Source organism: Ruegeria sp. EL01, assembly GCF_900313035.1.
Classification (GTDB): domain Bacteria; phylum Pseudomonadota; class Alphaproteobacteria; order Rhodobacterales; family Rhodobacteraceae; genus Ruegeria.
This window is the reverse complement of record NZ_OMPS01000047.1, coordinates 1-15212: the sequence shown is the minus strand read 5'-3', so window position 1 is coordinate 15212 and position 15212 is coordinate 1. Positions and strand designations below refer to the sequence as shown.

14 protein-coding genes and 1 pseudogene are annotated in these 15212 nt (G+C 57.8%); 10 read left to right on the top strand and 5 right to left on the bottom strand.

Annotated elements, in window-relative coordinates; translation table 11 throughout:
- The first annotated feature begins 98 nt into the window (after positions 1-98).
- A complete protein-coding gene (locus D9K61_RS23795; RefSeq protein ID WP_120635710.1) occupies positions 99-2096 on the top strand; it encodes a hypothetical protein in 1998 nt (665 codons plus the stop codon).
- 152 nt (positions 2097-2248) lie between these two features.
- Positions 2249-3496 carry a hypothetical protein gene (locus D9K61_RS23790; protein ID WP_162947008.1) on the top strand — a complete coding sequence of 416 codons (1248 nt, stop codon included), beginning with the start codon at positions 2249-2251 and terminating at the stop codon, positions 3494-3496.
- Positions 3497-3503: 7 nt separating this feature from the next.
- Here D9K61_RS23790 and D9K61_RS23785 read toward each other — a convergent pair whose 3' ends face one another.
- Complete coding sequence (locus tag D9K61_RS23785; protein ID WP_162947007.1) at positions 3504-4445, bottom strand: YcaO-like family protein; 942 nt, start codon at positions 4443-4445, stop codon at positions 3504-3506.
- Positions 4446-4513: 68 nt separating this feature from the next.
- Between D9K61_RS23785 and D9K61_RS23780 the strand changes: the two genes are divergently transcribed.
- A complete protein-coding gene (locus D9K61_RS23780) occupies positions 4514-4825 on the top strand; it encodes a hypothetical protein (RefSeq protein ID WP_120635707.1) in 312 nt (103 codons plus the stop codon).
- A 32-nt stretch (positions 4826-4857) separates the two neighbouring features.
- Complete coding sequence (locus D9K61_RS23775) at positions 4858-6477, top strand: hypothetical protein (RefSeq protein ID WP_120635706.1); 1620 nt, start codon at positions 4858-4860, stop codon at positions 6475-6477.
- 10 nt (positions 6478-6487) lie between these two features.
- Here the strand turns inward: D9K61_RS23775 and D9K61_RS23770 are convergent, their stop codons facing one another.
- The 3 genes from D9K61_RS23770 to D9K61_RS23760 form a co-directional block, all read right to left on the bottom strand.
- Positions 6488-6871: a carboxymuconolactone decarboxylase family protein gene (locus tag D9K61_RS23770; protein ID WP_120635705.1), complete on the bottom strand. Its 384-nt coding sequence runs from the start codon at positions 6869-6871 to the stop codon at positions 6488-6490.
- A 115-nt stretch (positions 6872-6986) separates the two neighbouring features.
- Positions 6987-8078 carry an aromatic ring-hydroxylating dioxygenase subunit alpha gene (locus D9K61_RS23765; RefSeq protein ID WP_120635704.1) on the bottom strand — a complete coding sequence of 364 codons (1092 nt, stop codon included), beginning with the start codon at positions 8076-8078 and terminating at the stop codon, positions 6987-6989.
- Positions 8075-8962 carry a MurR/RpiR family transcriptional regulator gene (locus D9K61_RS23760; RefSeq protein ID WP_120635703.1) on the bottom strand — a complete coding sequence of 296 codons (888 nt, stop codon included), beginning with the start codon at positions 8960-8962 and terminating at the stop codon, positions 8075-8077. The genes D9K61_RS23765 and D9K61_RS23760 overlap by 4 nt, the downstream gene beginning before the upstream one ends.
- A gap of 68 nt (positions 8963-9030) precedes the next feature.
- Here D9K61_RS23760 and D9K61_RS23755 point away from each other — a divergent pair, with 68 nt between their 5' ends.
- The 6 genes from D9K61_RS23755 (at position 9031) to D9K61_RS23730 (ending at position 14934) form a co-directional block, all read left to right on the top strand.
- The gene (locus tag D9K61_RS23755) at positions 9031-11484 is read left to right on the top strand and encodes an FAD-dependent oxidoreductase (RefSeq protein WP_120635702.1); all 2454 of its coding nucleotides are present in this window, start codon (positions 9031-9033) and stop codon (positions 11482-11484) included.
- Positions 11484-12566 carry an alcohol dehydrogenase family protein gene (locus D9K61_RS23750; RefSeq protein WP_254055856.1) on the top strand — a complete coding sequence of 361 codons (1083 nt, stop codon included), beginning with the start codon at positions 11484-11486 and terminating at the stop codon, positions 12564-12566. Before D9K61_RS23755 ends, D9K61_RS23750 begins: the two co-directional genes overlap by 1 nt.
- Entirely contained in the window at positions 12563-13141 is a 579-nt protein-coding gene (locus D9K61_RS23745) for a dimethylsulfonioproprionate lyase family protein (protein WP_120635701.1), read from the top strand. The genes D9K61_RS23750 and D9K61_RS23745 overlap by 4 nt, the downstream gene beginning before the upstream one ends.
- 100 nt (positions 13142-13241) lie before the next feature.
- Complete coding sequence (locus D9K61_RS23740; RefSeq protein ID WP_254055855.1) at positions 13242-13526, top strand: cupin domain-containing protein; 285 nt, start codon at positions 13242-13244, stop codon at positions 13524-13526.
- Entirely contained in the window at positions 13523-14629 is a 1107-nt protein-coding gene (locus D9K61_RS23735; RefSeq protein WP_120635700.1) for a mandelate racemase/muconate lactonizing enzyme family protein, read from the top strand. Before D9K61_RS23740 ends, D9K61_RS23735 begins: the two co-directional genes overlap by 4 nt.
- Positions 14626-14934 carry a hypothetical protein gene (locus D9K61_RS23730; protein ID WP_254055854.1) on the top strand — a complete coding sequence of 103 codons (309 nt, stop codon included), beginning with the start codon at positions 14626-14628 and terminating at the stop codon, positions 14932-14934. Before D9K61_RS23735 ends, D9K61_RS23730 begins: the two co-directional genes overlap by 4 nt.
- Here D9K61_RS23730 and D9K61_RS23725 read toward each other — a convergent pair.
- Positions 14915-15142 (bottom strand): annotated as a pseudogene (locus D9K61_RS23725) (IS5/IS1182 family transposase); the annotation flags it as partial. The gene D9K61_RS23730 and the pseudogene D9K61_RS23725 overlap by 20 nt on opposite strands.
- Between the last annotated feature and the right edge of the window lie 70 nt (positions 15143-15212).

Here is a 15212-nt window from a genome sequence, read left to right as displayed (position 1 = left end):
AAATACAACAAACTTAATAAGTTACGATTCACTCCAGCTGCAGTCACGTTCTGGTAACGCAGCGATGGCACCTGTTCGATGTCGATCAGGAGGACATCATGCCGCAACCCACCGCCCCTACTCAGCCATCGCCTAAATCGGACGTATTCAATCTCGCGGCAGATCGCGGTCAGCACCGTATCGCGCCTTTGCTGAACAGGGCTTCGGCGGCCGTGGCAGCGCATAACGGCGAGACAGAGGCATTTGCCGGCTCCTGGCCCACGAGTTTCTCAAAAGGCCTGCCCCATGATGCGCACGGTATCGTTGATGCGCAGGCCTATTCTGAGTTTCTCGAAGAAGTCGCTGACCCGACTTATACGGACAACACTGGAAATCGGGTCGCTCTTTTTGACATGCCTGCTTACTCGGGGCCGTTTCGCACCAAACCAACAACCGGGTGTGCTGATTTTCGGTGGCGCGCGTGGGAAAACCCGATCTCGGGTCGTCCGTTTGGGTTCAAAGGGCCTGACGCTGGCGCATTGGGTATTGCGCCCGCTCCTCGTCTCGGCTCGGACGAACTGGCCGCTGAAATGGCCGAGCTTTATGCGATGGCGTATCTGCGGGATGTGCCATTCGAGGCTATCCGGGAGGGTGCCAAGGATGCAGACAAAGTGGTGTCGGCACTTGGGCAAATGGCTTGGTTCCAGAGCGACGCCAACCCAAAGGATGCCTGCGGTGAACGCCTTAGCAAGGTTTCTGAGGCACGGCGTGTTCGGGATGGTGACGCGCTGACAACGCAAAGCCTGTTCCGTGGGTCAAGTCAAGGTTGCGCTCAAGGGCCTTACGTGTCGCAGTTTTTGGTGCAAGGTCAGGAGCGGTTGGCTGATTGCAAAATGGCATCCGCGCAGCACCTATCTAATCAACCCAATATGTCACCTGTTCTGCCACGAACCGGTCTGTCTCCATTTGATGCGCTTCGGATCGATCAGCGGATCGAACCACAAACGGCTGGCGTGGACTATATGCGCGACTGGGCGGAATGGTTGGACGTGCAGAACGGTGCGGACACAACGGCCGAGCAAGCCTTTGGTGCCGAGGGTCTGAAGTTCATCGAAACGCCCCGCGATCTTGCGAGCTATGTTCATTCCGAGACAACTTGCCAAGCCTACCTGAACGCATGCCTGCTTTTGCTCAGCTGGGGTGCAGCCACAGATGAGGGTTTGTTTGCGACCGGAACTGATTGTCGTCGTGATGCCGCCGCGACCTGGGTAGGGCCGCATATTCTAACCCTGCTAACCGAGACTGCGACTCGGGCGTTGCGCGCCGTTAGGAACCAGACGCTCCAGGTGCACAATCGGGCACGTCCAGAGAAGCTGGGCAGCATCGCAAGCCTTGTGGCGAATGGACATGGTGCGGTCCTTGGACGCTCTGAACCGCTGGCCGACGCGCATCTGAGCAAGCTTGAGAGCGTCGCATGTGAAGGGTTCAGCTTGATGAACGCTATCGCCAAAGCGCCGTCTGAACCGCGGTTTTCGCATAACGCGATTTCGCAAAACGGACTTCCAGAGAACGAGCGTAACTTGCTGTTGCCCATGGCTTATCCCGAGGGGTCGCCAATGGATCCTTCTTTCGGTGCAGCCCACGCAACGGTTGCCGGGGCCTGCGTAACAGTGCTCAAAGCCTATTTCCGAACGCATACTTTGGATGGAACCCGTCTGACTTTGGCTGATGCAGGTGCGTCCGCTGTCTATGTGCTTAAATCTGGCGGCAAGACCCTTGAGCCGACAAAGCGGGCGGAAGACGCCGCATATAGGCTTACGCTGAATGGTGAGCTGAACAAGCTGGCCGCCAATATTGCAATCGGACGCAGTATGGCAGGTGTGCATTACTATAGCGACTATTTCGATAGCGTTCGCATGGGTGAACGGATCGCAGTCGGCATGCTGGCCGAGCAGTTGGCGACGCAATGCGAAAATTCGAAAGTGTCTGTTGAGACCTTTGATGGTGATCGGCTCAGCATCATCGGTAGCGGTGAACACGGCAGTGAAATTCATGTCCAGAACAGCACGCCCGAACTGTGGTGGACCCGTCACCTGCCCGAGCAGGCTGGGTGGTGATCAATGTCAGTGCTCATCATCTTCGCAGGTAGGTTCTGATGGTTGTCGCGAATTCGCCCCGAGCCATTTCCATACCGACGGCTGCTGAGTGCGTTTGGGCCACTTCTGCGAACCTGCGGTCGTGCCTTTCTGAAATCAAACGGAATATCGAGATGCCTGTCTTTCAATCTCCGGGCCTAGCTGATCAGGGTGTGAATGACGCTGCCCTGGCGGCCTGGAATGCGCGGGTCCAGACCCTGTTTAATGATCATGACGTTAGCCCGTTTTTGGTGTTGGACCCGCGCGATATCGAAGACACACAGACATCTGATGAATTCAAATGGCCGGGCAATCCGCGTGAGCCGTTGGATTGCTTGGGTGCAGAATTGGCAGAACGCTTGTCAGACTTGGGGTGGTCCAGCCGGGTCGAGCTGCACAATGAATACCTCGAATACGCGCTGGTGATGCGCCCAGATCTTACCGGCAGAATACGACCGAAACGTTTTGTTGCCACAACCGAGCTGATGGAATGGTGGATGGCCATGGCGGTGCATGATCTGGAGCATTTCCTGCATGTCGTAGCCTCGATCACGCGGCGCTCGTATGGCTCGGAAGAGCTGTTTGGCGTTCCAGCCGAGCGTTGGAAGGCGTTGGACATATCCGCACGTATGGCCTGTTTTCATCGGCGATTGGTTGGTACGGGCCGGGCGCAGCCGCCTGAGCATCCAATAAATGTTGAGCACGTCTTGTTTATGTCCGCAGGAACGAACAGCTTGAGTGACCTTACCTCAGTTATGCATTTTGGGTCTTTTCCCTATCTTGTCTCGCAAGAGGGCCAAAGTCGGCGGGCACGGCTTGATGAGATGTTTACCCATGCAAACAGGAAGGACCTGTTCTGTCGCAACGCGCTGTCACAGGTCGCGCGAAACGCGAATGAGTTGGCTTTGATCGAAGGATCAGGGCCACCAAAGGGTCGGGCGATGGCTTTTGCCGATCCACTGGGAATGTATATCCGATCCTTCCAGTCATCCGGATTGTTTCATGACGAAGCCAATACCCCTGCCGATTGGGTTCGGTTCTCGCGCGGGGTGGATGGGATGCCAATGCGTCTGGAGTTCGGACCTTCTGACGACGATCCCAGTTTCCTGGACGAAGTCCGCTTGGACACCGGTGCTGCAGCCCATCCGGTTTCAGGGTACACCCTTGCAAGCAGGATTGAGGTTGGCCCGTTAGTAAAAATCGCTGCCACGTCGCGTCCGATTACGAAGGTTGAGTTGTCTGAGATACCTGCCGCTGAACCGGATGGGATTGTTTGTGGATTGCCCGGAACACAGAGGTGCAGGCAAATTTCAGAATTTGCAGATCAGTGCGAAAACGTGTCTTGTCGCAACGAGAAAGCCGTAAAGCAGAGTGATGGCTAAAGTGTGCCTAGACCGGCACAGCTTTGACCACTGGCAGAGGTATTTCAGGCGCGGTCATATCGAATATGGCAACGGGTTGCCCCAAAGCCTTGGCTGCCGCATTCAAAACCTCGCCCAAGGTGGGATCCGGTTGCGCCCAGCCGCCCATATCAAATTGAGCTGGCGGGTCAGCTGGTCGATCTATGCGCGCGCCTCGGTAAAGTTGAAACAGCCGCTTTTGTTCCGCATCCATCCCCCGTTGGGTGACGCCTGTGTGGTCCAGCGTGACCATATTGCGCCACGACACGACGGCCTCGGATGTGGCGCGCCAGATACCGCTTTCCAGATCGGTGGCGAATGCCGTTCCATATGTGGGACGGCCGCCATCCGGATCGGCGCAGACCGCGCGAAACAACATGCCAATGCCCGGGACCTCTGCCAGATGAATGTGCAGGTTACGCAGGTAGCTGCCAAGCCAGTCAGTCAGATCTTGTGGCAACGAAGACTTAGGCAGAGTAAAGGCGTAATCCAGTGGATCAAGCGCGTGTTCCAGGCATTCAAGAACCGCGCGCAGGGCTGCCGCCTCATGCGTCGGGCCAGCCGCCGCGCCCTTGGATGTGATTGTCCCATTGGTGCCCGGTGCACCCAGCGCCAATGCCTGAGTTTGCAGGGTGTAGGTTTCTCCGTCCGACGCGATCAGGCTTTCGCTTGCTTGGCGCGCATCCGAACTGAATTGCAGGGCATAACGTTCAATGGCTTCATAACCTGCCAACCGAGCCGCGTCCTTGGCGGTGCGTGCGGTCCCGAAGGATACGCGATGATCCATCGCGCCTTCTGGCGGCTGGGCTCCCGGACGCAATTTAATCAGGCGAAAGGCCGTATGGATCGGCGCGCCGTCAGGAAATTCGGCAAAGGATGGTTTGGAAATGAGCCTTGCCGTCTCGGCCCGTGCAATCAGCGAGTCAGTCATTTTCATTTCCAGATAGCAACACAAGGAGATATACAGATGATTGTGGTTCTAAGGGAAGGAATTTCGAAATGGCTCGATTGAAGCTTAAGCAAGATTTTTCAGTAAAAGACATAGGTTGCGAGGTTCTTCGGGCAGCACGCGCCCGTGCGCTGGGCGAGCGGGGCGAAGAGGAAAAAGCAGAAGGCAAAATCCGCGAAATGATAGCCGAGGGCGAACATCTGGACGTTACTTTTGTTTATGACTCGCAAAAGCGCATCAACATCATAATTCCTGATCTGAGCGACAAGATCACTGGTGACAAGCCCGACTACGACTGCTGGTGCGACGACTTTGCATACGAAGCGATGGGTGGCATCGTCGTCTACGGTTGCGGTAAGTAAGAGAGGAATCTCAGCTTATCCAAGGAACCTTCGTGGCAACGGCACGGACCAAGATATTCCTGACTGGCCCGTTCCAGGTGATTTGCGACGATGGTCGGGATGCGACACCGCGTGGCACCAAGGCGAAGGCAATTGTCGCCTTGGTGCTTTTGTCCAAAAACGCGATCCGCAGTCGGACTTGGTTGCAGGACCGGTTGTGGAGCCGAAGCTCTCCTGCACAGGGTGCTGCATCCTTGCGCAAGGAACTCAGCGTTCTGACAAAGCACTTTGGCAACTTCGACCTGACAATTCTGGATATCGGACGTGAAAACGTTTCGATCGATCTCAATTCACTCGAAGTTGATTTGTTTGACGAACAGTTGCAGCCGGACCGGTCGGAGTTGCTGGAAGGGCTTGATGTTGCGGACCCGGAGTTCGAAGACTGGCTTGCCGTCGAACGGCAGGCCTATTGGGACATCGATACAGGAGAAGACGGTCCCGGACCGCTCACCGGTCGAGCTCCATCGCATTGGGGACGCCAGCGACCGGCAGTCGTGGTCGAACCGATGGAGGTGGTTGGCGACACCCCCGACATCGCCGTCGCTGCGGCCTCTATCCGCGACGAACTGCTGTTTCTGTTGGGCACGCTATCCGATGTGATTGAACTGCGGGATGCCCGCCGGCAAGAGGGGCCGGTTGACGGTTATGTCCTCAGCGGCAGCGTTGTTGGGGCCGAAGGGTTGCGGGTTGCGGCGCAGTTGACCTCAACGTCAGATCAAATCTGTCTCTGGACCGAGCGGTTCCGGTTCCGCAAGCAAGATACATTCGACGCGGTTGAAGAGATCGCGATGAAGGTGGTCGAGGCCCTGCAATTGCGCTTGCGCGACGGCCATTGGTCAGAAATCTGGTCGGCCCGCGCCAGCTCAACCGAAGTTTGGACCGCATTTCAGAATGGTCGCATTCAGGAAAGCCACACAACTGAAGGCGGGCTTTTCCGAGCGATCCGGCAATACGAAGCGTGTCTGGGCCGCGACCCGGACTATTTGCCTGCCAGTGTTGCCATTGGGTTCTGTCGGTTGGATCTGATCCGCCTTGGAATTGACAATGCCCCCGAGCAAACGCTGACCCAAGTGGACGCGGAATGCGCTCAGTTGCGTGCCAAACATCCGACAGACCCGTATTGCGCGGCTCTTGAAGCGTTTACGCGCAACGTGGCAGGCAAAACCGAAGAAGCCTGCCAGTTGATGCGCAAGGTTGTGGACAGGTTTCATAGCAGCCCCGAGCTTCTGGGGTACTACGCTGGTTTGCTTGGCTACGACGATCAGCTTGAAGCTGAAATAGCCGTTTACCGTCAAGCGCTTGCGCTGACGCCTCACCCGCCAATCTGGATCGAAGCCAATCTGGCCATGGCGATGGCATTGATCGAGGACAAGGCGGCATGGCAGCACGCGCATAACGTGCTGCGCGTGGATCCTGGTAGCGTGCGCGCACGGGTGGTCTTGTGTATGCTTTCTGTCGCTGGCGGAAACGAGTCCTTAGCGCGTCGCCACGCGCGCAGGATTCTTGAATTACAGCCGGGCTTTACGGCTAAGCGCTGGGCTTGGCCCAGCTGTTTCAAAAACCAAAACCATTACACTGATGTCGTGCAGCTCTTGTCCGAGGCCGGATTGTAAAGGACTGGAACTAGGCCTCCGCAAGCACTTTGCGGGCGACGCGAAAACACTCCAAAGCCTGCGGAACGCCGCAATAGATACCGACGACATGAATGATGGCGCGGATTTCTTCCGGTGTCACACCGTTGTTGATCGCGCCTCTGCAGTGGATTTCCCACTCATGCATTTTCCCAAGCGCCCCTATCATCGACAGGTTCATCATCGACCGCGTCTTGGCATCGATCACATCATCGCCCCAGCCGAAACCCCAGCACCAGGCGGTCATCGCCTCTTGAAACGGACGGGTGAAATCGTCTGCGGCCGCAAGGTTCTTTTCCACATACTCGGCGCCAAGCGTGTTTTTGCGTTGCTCCAGCCCTTTCAGGAACAGGTCTTCATCAAAAAGGTCGGCCATTGAAATCTCCGGTGTTTCTGTCTGTCAGGCGGGGCAAATAGATACTGCGGTTTGGGGATTATCAAGCGTAAGACGCGGTTTCCGATTGCCTGTTTTCAGGCACCAGCAACCCTGATCAAGGATCGACCGCCGCGCGCATCCACTGTTGCAACCGGGCGATCGAGTGTTCCGACATCACGCCGCACCCAGGGTCCAGCACCAGCGGGCCGGGCCGATAGCCGCGGGATTTCAGGCCGCGATGGACGGATTCCACAAGGCGGATATCTTCCTCGACTGTGGTCGCTCGATCCTGAATGGCCAGTTGTCGGATCACGGCGCTTTCTGATCCACCCTCGGTGTACCAGCCGCGCCAGACAGTGCAGTGGTCGGCGTCGTTCGCGCGCCAATGATAGGTGTTCAGCACATTGCCAGGATAGCATTGGAACGAGAACATTGGCCACAGGAACCATGACTGGTAGTCGCCCGCGTGCGGCACCGACAGGTCGATCGGATAGGTCATCTTGTCGAGGCTTTGGCATTCGGTGGTGTGGCGCAGCACATAACCGCCCCTAGGGTCGGGTTGAATGTCATAGGTTTCCGGTTTGACCACGCCCTCGGCAAAGGTCTGGTGATTGAGGGGGCAGTGATAGCATTCCGAGTAGTTTTCGATACTGACCTTCCAGTTGCAGTTTTCCGAAATCTCGACCCATTCCAGCGGCTCCAGATCGTCGACATGGGGGACGAAAGCGCGGGTTTCTTCGCGCACGCCGGGGTACCAGTCGTCCATCGGGGCGGCGTCCTCGTCCAGATTGACGAAGATGAAACCGTTGAAGATTTCAGTACGCACGGATGCCAGGCAGATGGCGCTGCGGTCAAAACCGGGGACGGATTTGATGTTGGGCCCGGCACGTAGCTGGCCGGTCAGCTCATAGGACCAGGAATGATAGGGGCAAACGACGACGCGGGTATTGCCCGCACCGCTGACCATCTCATGCGCGCGGTGCTGGCAGACGTTGTAGAAGGTGCGGATCTCACCATCGCGGCCGCGGATGCAGAACAGGTTTTGTCCAGCGATCTCAAACGTGAAGTAATCCCCTGTGTCCCGCACCTGCGCCACGTGACCTGCGAATTGCCAAGTTCGCGCCAGAAGGCCCTGCATCTCTTGTGCGAAAACCGCAGGGTCGGTGTAATACCGCGCATCCAGAGATCGGGTCAGGGGGGCGTTCATTCAGGCTCCTCTGCATAGAGGCCAAGTTCGTGACGACGACGATGAAACCGTTCGACACGCTCGACGATCTCGTCGCTGGACACTGCGATCACAAAGGACAGAAGCGTTTCCAGTAGCGCGATGGTTGAAACGGAGGACGGGAAGAATTGCGGGGTATCCGCAGCAACAACAAAGCCATGTTGCGCGTTCAGGACCACCGGGCTGGCTGGACTGTCGGACAGGCCGATGACGGTCAGACCCTGACGCCGGGCTAGTTTTATCGCGTCGATCACTTCCGTGCGATACGGGTGGCAGGTGATCGCGATCAGCACGTCCTGCTCGTCAGCCCAAGCCAGATCATCCACTGGCGTTGATCCGGGGCGGGGGATGGCGTGGAATTGCTTCATGCCTGTTGAGGCTAGGTAGGTAAAGTTACGCGCGTTGGAATTGTTGACGCCAACCCCCAGCGTGAAAATCTGACGGCAATTCCAGATATCTTCGGCGGCGGCTTTCAGGCGGTTGGCGTCAATCCCGGCAAAGGTGTCTTCGATGTTTTGGATCGCGGCACCAATCACGTCGGCATACAACTCGCCCAGTTCGCCCGATTTTCCGATGGTCTCCAACCACCGGGCGCGGTCGGGGAAAGAGACGCTGCCCTGCCGAATCGCATCGCGGAAAGGCGTGCGGAAATCTTCATACCCTTCGAACCCCACCTGCCGAGCCATGCGCACAAAAGTGTTGGGTTTGACCTTGGCGGCTTCGGCAATCTCGCGCACGGTTGAAACCCCTACATCCGTTGGGTTTTCCAGCACGTATCGCGCAGCTTTCTGCGCCTCGGGGGTCAGGGCGTCCCATTCTTCGGACAGGCGGTCGAGAACGATTGATGATACATTTGTGTCATTCATGATTGATGATGGTACAAATGTGGAATTAGCCTGTCGAGCAGAAACGCGACTCGGGAAGAGGAAAAATCATGTCCGAGAAGAGCCTGCCCTCTCATGTCCGCGTGGTGATCGTAGGGGGTGGTGTCATGGGGGTTGGTCTGGCCTATCATTTGGCGCATGAAGGCTGGGGCAGCGAGACTGTGCTGCTGGAAAAGGCTGAGCTGACCAGCGGCAGCACCTGGCACGCGGCGGGTCAGATCACGCATTCGACCTCAAGCTTTGGTTTGGGCAAATGCGTCGGTTACAACATAGGTCTCTATTCCGGCGCGTTGGAGGCTGAAACCGACCAGCCTGTCACATGGCATGGCTGCGGCTCTTTCCGTCTAGCCTACACCGAGGATGAGATGGACTGGCTACGCCACAGCCTGTCAGTGGGCCGGTCGCTGGGGTTCAACATCGAGCTGGTCGGACCGGACAAGGTGGCCGAGCTTCACCCATTCTATAATCTCGAAGGCGTGTTGGGTGCGCTCTCTACGCCAGATGATGGCCATGTCGACCCCACCAATGTGACCATGGCCATGGCCACTGGCGCGCGTCAAAAGGGGGTGCGCATCGTCCGAAACTGCCGGGCCACAAACATCACCCAAGCCGAGAATGGTGAATGGGTGATCGAAACCGAGAAGGGCACCATCACCTGCGAGCATGTGGTGAACGCAGGCGGCACCTATGCGCGGCAGATGGGTGAATGGTCGGGTCTGCAACTGCCGATGACCTCGATGACGCACCATTACTTCGTGACCGAACCGGTGCCGGAATTTCAAGGTCTGGACAAAGAACTACCGGTGATCCGCGATGACCGTAAGGTCTCGGGCTATATCCGGATGGAACAGAACCGCGGCCTGATCGGGATTTACGAGAAAGAGAACCCGAACTCGGTCTGGCATGATCATTGCCCTTGGGAATACGAAAACTGGCTGTTCGATGCGGATTACGACCGGGTGATGCCGTGGCTTGAAGAAAGCCTGAACCGGATGCCGATTTTTGCTGAACTTGGCATTCAGCGCGACGTGCACGGGGCGATTTCGCATCCCCCCGACGGCAATCCTTTGATCGGGCCTGCGGCGGGTGTGCGGAACTATTGGTGCTGTTGCGGAACACAAATCGGTATCGGCTGGGGACCGGGGTTAACCCGCGAACTGGCACGTTGGATGGTTCATGGGGCCGCCGATATCTCGATGCGCGAGTATGACCCGCGCCGGTTTGGCAGCTACGCCACCAAAGATTGGCAGGTGACCAAGGCCGAGGAAGACTACTGCCTGCGCCATGAAATTCCCTTCCCGCATTTCAACCGTCCGGCCGGGCGTCCGATCAAGCCGTCACCCTTGTATGACCTACTGAAATCCAAAGGCGCGGTGCATGAAGAGGTCTATGGCTTTGAACGTCCCCGCTGGTTCGCGCGCGATGGTGTTGAGCAGCGCGATTACTATTCCTTCCGCCGGACGCCGGTGGATGACATGGTCGCGGCCGAGGTCAAAGCTGTGCGCGAACGCGTGGGCATCATGGATGTCACCGCCTTTACCAAGGTCGAGATGTCGGGGCCCGACGCCTATGCCATGCTGGACCGGCTGACCGCCAACCGGATGCCTCAAAAGACCGGTTCAATCACGCTGACCCACATGTTGAACCGGCGTGGGCGTATCGAATTGGAGACAACCATCGTCCGCATGGCCGAACAGCGGTTCTATCTGGTTTGCGCTGCCTTTTTTGAACAGCGCCTGCTGGACCATCTGGGGCAGCAGCGCTGGGATGAGGATGTACAGATTACCGCCCTGTCTTCTGACTGGTCGGCCCTTTCGTTGAACGGCCCCCGAGCGCGCAAAGTTATGTCCCGCTGCACCGATACCGATCTGAACAATGCGGGATTCCGCTGGTTGTCCGCGCAACAGATCATGATCGCGGGACATCAGGTGTGGGCTCTCCACATGTCCTATGCCGGTGAACTCGGTTGGGAGTTACATATGCCGAACGCAGCTTGCCTGGATGTCTATCAAGCGCTTTGGGCAGCGGGGGAACCGCATGGCATTGCCGACTATGGCAGCTTTGCGATGAACGTGATGCGGATGGAGAAGGGCTTCAAAGGCGCGGGCGAACTGACCAACGAGGTCACGTTGGCTGAGGCTGACGTGCTACGCTTTGCGCGCAAGGACAAGGGTTATCTGGGCCGCGACAAGACGCTGAACACCGACCTTCCCTGGATCTGCGCCTATCTGGAAATCGAACCGGATGGAGAGATTGACGGCCATGGCGGCGAGGCGGTTCTGTTGGATGGGTACGTTGTCGGGTCAACCGCCTCGGTGGCTTATGGTCACACAGTCGGAAAGATTCTGGCCTTTGCGTACATCAAGCCAGTCGCCGCGAAACCGGGGACAGAGCTGACGGTAGTGATCCATGGCCAACCCCGCGCAGCCCGCGTGTTGGGCGAACCCGCATATGACCCAGACAGCCTGCTGCCGCGAACCGATGCAATTCTGGAGACAATCTGATGGCGCTGCCTGAAACAATGAAGGCCATGGTCCTGACCGGCCATGGTGATCTGGACAAATACGAATGGCACGACGACTGGCCAACGCCGCAAGCTGGCCCGATGGAGGTGGTGATCAAGGTTGGTGCCTGCGGTCTGAACAATACGGACGTGAATACGCGAACGGGATGGTATTCCAAGGCCGTGGATGAGGCCACAACCGGCGGCGCCTATTCGCAGGTTGATGACGGAGACAGCACATGGGGCGGTGCGCCACTGACCTTCCCGCGCGTTCAGGGCGCGGATGCAGTGGGAACCGTGGTGGCTGTTGGGGCGGGGGCTGATCCGTCCCTGATCGGTGGACGCGTCATGGTGGCCGGGTGGCTGCGCGACTGGGACGATCCGATGAACCGCGACAAGGCCGGATATTTCGGGTCGGAATGCGATGGCGGATTTGCGGAATACACCAAGGCTGATGTGCGCGGCGTCGCGCCAATCGAGACTGATCTGAGCGACGCGGAGCTGGCCACGTTCATCTGCGGCTATGTCACCGCCGAAGGCATGGTGGACCGCGCCAATGTTGGCGCGGGCGATACCGTTCTGATCCCTGGCGCTTCCGGCGGGGTTGGCGGCGCGTTGATCCAACTGTCCAAGCTGCGCGGTGCGCGGGTGATAGCCATGGCGTCCGAAGCCAAACATGAAGACGTCGCCAAGCTTGGGCCCGACCGCATTCTGCCGCGCAGCCCAGAGAACCTGAAAGCTGCGCTGAAGGGTGACAAAGTGACAGTGGTTGCAGATGTCGTTGGCGGGTCGATGTGGGCCAGCCTGATTGATGTGTTAGAGCGAGGTGGTCGTTATACCTGTTCCGGTGCAATCGCAGGCCCGCTGGTCGAACTTGACCTGCGCACCTTCTATCTGCGCGATCTGACCTTCACCGGGTCGACCGTAAACAGGCCGGAAAACTTCACGGATGTGGTGAAATACATAGAGGATGGCAAAATTAAGCCAGTCTTGGCAGCAACCTATCCACTAGCTGATCTGCGTGAGGCCCAGCAGGCCTTTATCGACAAAGCGCATACCGGCAACATTGTGGTCGTCCCGTGACCCTCGACGACCTCCTTGAAGCAGCCCGTCAGCTACACAAATCACACCCCGATCTATCGAAGTTCGGGGCCTGGCCGACCGATCTGACACGGTCGGGTTTGCTGCCGACGCCCATCCCCGCGTTGGATTTGGTCAAAAGGTTTGACGAGGCTGGAACAGATTTGACCGCGCCCATGGTCGACGCGGTTCGCGCAACAGCGCATCTAGTCAACTGGCAGCTTGCCTATTCCGAGGAAGAGGTCGGTGCCGACTTTCTGAACAGGTATGGGTACTTTGAGTTGTTCGGTCCGAACGGTCACTTTCATTCGACCCAGCTGCGTGGATACATTGCTTTTTGGGAGGCGGGTTTGAAATACGATTGGCACAGTCATCAGGCTGAGGAGTTGTATCTGAACCTCGCCGGAAATGCCCTGTTCAAAGTCGCCGGGGATGAAGCCCAGATTGCACCGGGACAAACGCGTCTGCACGGCAGTTGGCAAAGCCATGCGATGGATACCTACGACAAATCGATCCTGACGTTCGTCCTATGGCGGGGCGAGGGTATTGAGGATTTTCCGCAAATGGATCTCGCATGATGTGACCTGACCAACTGACGGTTCGGATCATTGACGTGTGTGGGGCAGATCTGATGCGCAGATTAGGCGGAACAAGACAACCAGAAGAGGATTGATTGAAATGAGACCACAAGCCGTTGCAACCCAGATGATCGACGACGCGCGCGTCCGGGTAACCCGTTTCGATTTCGAGCCCGGAGCGCAAACAGGATGGCATCGCCACGCGATGGACTACGTCATTACAGCTGTCACCGAATGTCACATGCGTCTGGAGCTGCCGGATGGCACGATCAACGAAGTCACCGTTCCTGCTGGCGCAGCGTATCGCCGGGATAAGGGCGTCCAGCACAACGTGATCAATGCGGGGGATGCCCCGATGTCGTTTATCGAATTGGAGCTGAAATGAAAATCACCCGGATCTCGGTCTATCACGTCGATCTGCCGCTCGAGCATCCCTATTGGCTGTCCGGCGGTCGTCTGAAGTTCGAGGTTTTGGACGCAACTCTGGTGAAAATCGAAACGGATAGTGGCCTGATCGGGTGGGGTGAGGGGACGCCATGGGGCCATACCTATGTTGCGGCCCACGGGCCGGGCATCCGGGCCGGGATTCAAACGATGGCACCTTTTGTTCTGGGTCTTGATCCGCGCCACGTGCTTGAGGTCGAGCGGGCGATGGACACTGCCTTGCCCGGACATCTCTATGCGAAAAGCCCGATCGATATGGCGTGCTGGGACATCGCAGGGCAGGCGGCGGGCCTGCCGATCGCTGATCTGATGGGCGGGGGGTCACGCACACCGCGCCCGATTGCGTCCTCGGTGGGGACCAAGACGGTGGAGGAAACACGTGAGGTCATTGAGCGGTATCGAAGCCGTGGTTATGTTGCCCATTCAGTCAAAATTGGTGGAAATGTGGAGCGAGACATTGCCCGTGTCCGCGATGTCGAAAGCATCCGAAAACCGGGTGAGATCGTCCTTTATGATGTGAACCGGGGGTGGACTCGGCAGCAGGCCCTGCGGGTTATGACGGCTTGTGAGGACCTGAACGCGATGTTCGAACAGCCATGTGAAACGCTGGATGATATTGCGGGGATCTCGGGTCGTCATGCCTCGCCCGTTTCAGTCGACGAAAGCCTTGTGACCTTGCAGGACGCCGCCCGGATTGCCCGTGACGGGTTGGCCGAGGTGTTTGGGATTAAGCTGAACCGGGTAGGTGGGCTGACCAAGGCCGCACGGATGCGGGACATCGCGCTGGCCCATGGCATCGATATGTTTGTGATGGCCACAGGCGGTTCGGTTCTGGCCGATACCGAGGCGCTGCATCTGGCGGCCACCATTCCGGATGAAAACTGTCACGCGGTCTGGGCCTGTCAGGACATGATCACCGTTGACATCGCCGCAGGCCGCGGCCCGCGCAACAGCAATGGCCACCTGCACCTGCCCGAAGCGTCGGGGCTGGGCGTGCATCCGGACGAAGATGCACTAGGTGATCCGGTGGCAATCTACCGATGAAGGTCACCAAGATAGCGCTCTGGTCTGTCGATCTGACCAGTCATGAGACCTATCACATGGCCGAAGGCAAGACCTGCGCGACGGTGAAAACCCATATCCTGTGCCTTGAAACGGATACCGGGTTGAAAGGCTGGGGCGAGGTCTGTCCGATTCCGCATTACCTGCCCGCCTTTGCAAATGGCGTCCCCGGTGCAGTGATTGAGATGGGTCCCGAAATTTTGGGCATTTCGCGGCTTTGTTGCACAAATCGGGGTCTGAACGCACTTCCCCTTTCCGCGGACAGACTCATCCTACGGGCTCTGTGATGGGTATGCCAAGAGCGGTGTAGCGGTTGAGCACCGCGATCCGGATCTGTAGCTCAGCGACCTGCCGGTCGAAGTCTCGGGCCATGAGGCCTTGGCCCAGGAGTTTGAGGCAGTGCATCTTCGTCTCTGCGCGACTTCGGCGGTGATAGCCGGTCAACTTTCGCCAGAGTGCCCGTCCAAGATATTTGGACGCCCTGACAGCTTCGTTTATACACAGCTGACGCTGCCGACGATACGCAGTGGGTAGATCTCGGTGGTAGCGGTACCCTTAAAAAAAA

Coding starts and splice junctions, on each gene's coding strand:
- D9K61_RS23760 (WP_120635703.1), bottom strand. CDS start 8,962: ATGAATGACACAAATGTATCATCAATCGTTCTCGACCGCCTGTCCGAA.
- D9K61_RS23730 (WP_254055854.1), top strand. CDS start 14,626: ATGAAGGTCACCAAGATAGCGCTCTGGTCTGTCGATCTGACCAGTCAT.
- D9K61_RS23735 (WP_120635700.1), top strand. CDS start 13,523: ATGAAAATCACCCGGATCTCGGTCTATCACGTCGATCTGCCGCTCGAG.
- D9K61_RS23780 (WP_120635707.1), top strand. CDS start 4,514: ATGGCTCGATTGAAGCTTAAGCAAGATTTTTCAGTAAAAGACATAGGT.
- D9K61_RS23740 (WP_254055855.1), top strand. CDS start 13,242: ATGAGACCACAAGCCGTTGCAACCCAGATGATCGACGACGCGCGCGTC.
- D9K61_RS23770 (WP_120635705.1), bottom strand. CDS start 6,871: ATGGCCGACCTTTTTGATGAAGACCTGTTCCTGAAAGGGCTGGAGCAA.
- D9K61_RS23750 (WP_254055856.1), top strand. CDS start 11,484: ATGGCGCTGCCTGAAACAATGAAGGCCATGGTCCTGACCGGCCATGGT.
- D9K61_RS23790 (WP_162947008.1), top strand. CDS start 2,249: ATGCCTGTCTTTCAATCTCCGGGCCTAGCTGATCAGGGTGTGAATGAC.
- D9K61_RS23795 (WP_120635710.1), top strand. CDS start 99: ATGCCGCAACCCACCGCCCCTACTCAGCCATCGCCTAAATCGGACGTA.
- D9K61_RS23755 (WP_120635702.1), top strand. CDS start 9,031: ATGTCCGAGAAGAGCCTGCCCTCTCATGTCCGCGTGGTGATCGTAGGG.
- D9K61_RS23765 (WP_120635704.1), bottom strand. CDS start 8,078: ATGAACGCCCCCCTGACCCGATCTCTGGATGCGCGGTATTACACCGAC.
- D9K61_RS23785 (WP_162947007.1), bottom strand. CDS start 4,445: ATGACTGACTCGCTGATTGCACGGGCCGAGACGGCAAGGCTCATTTCC.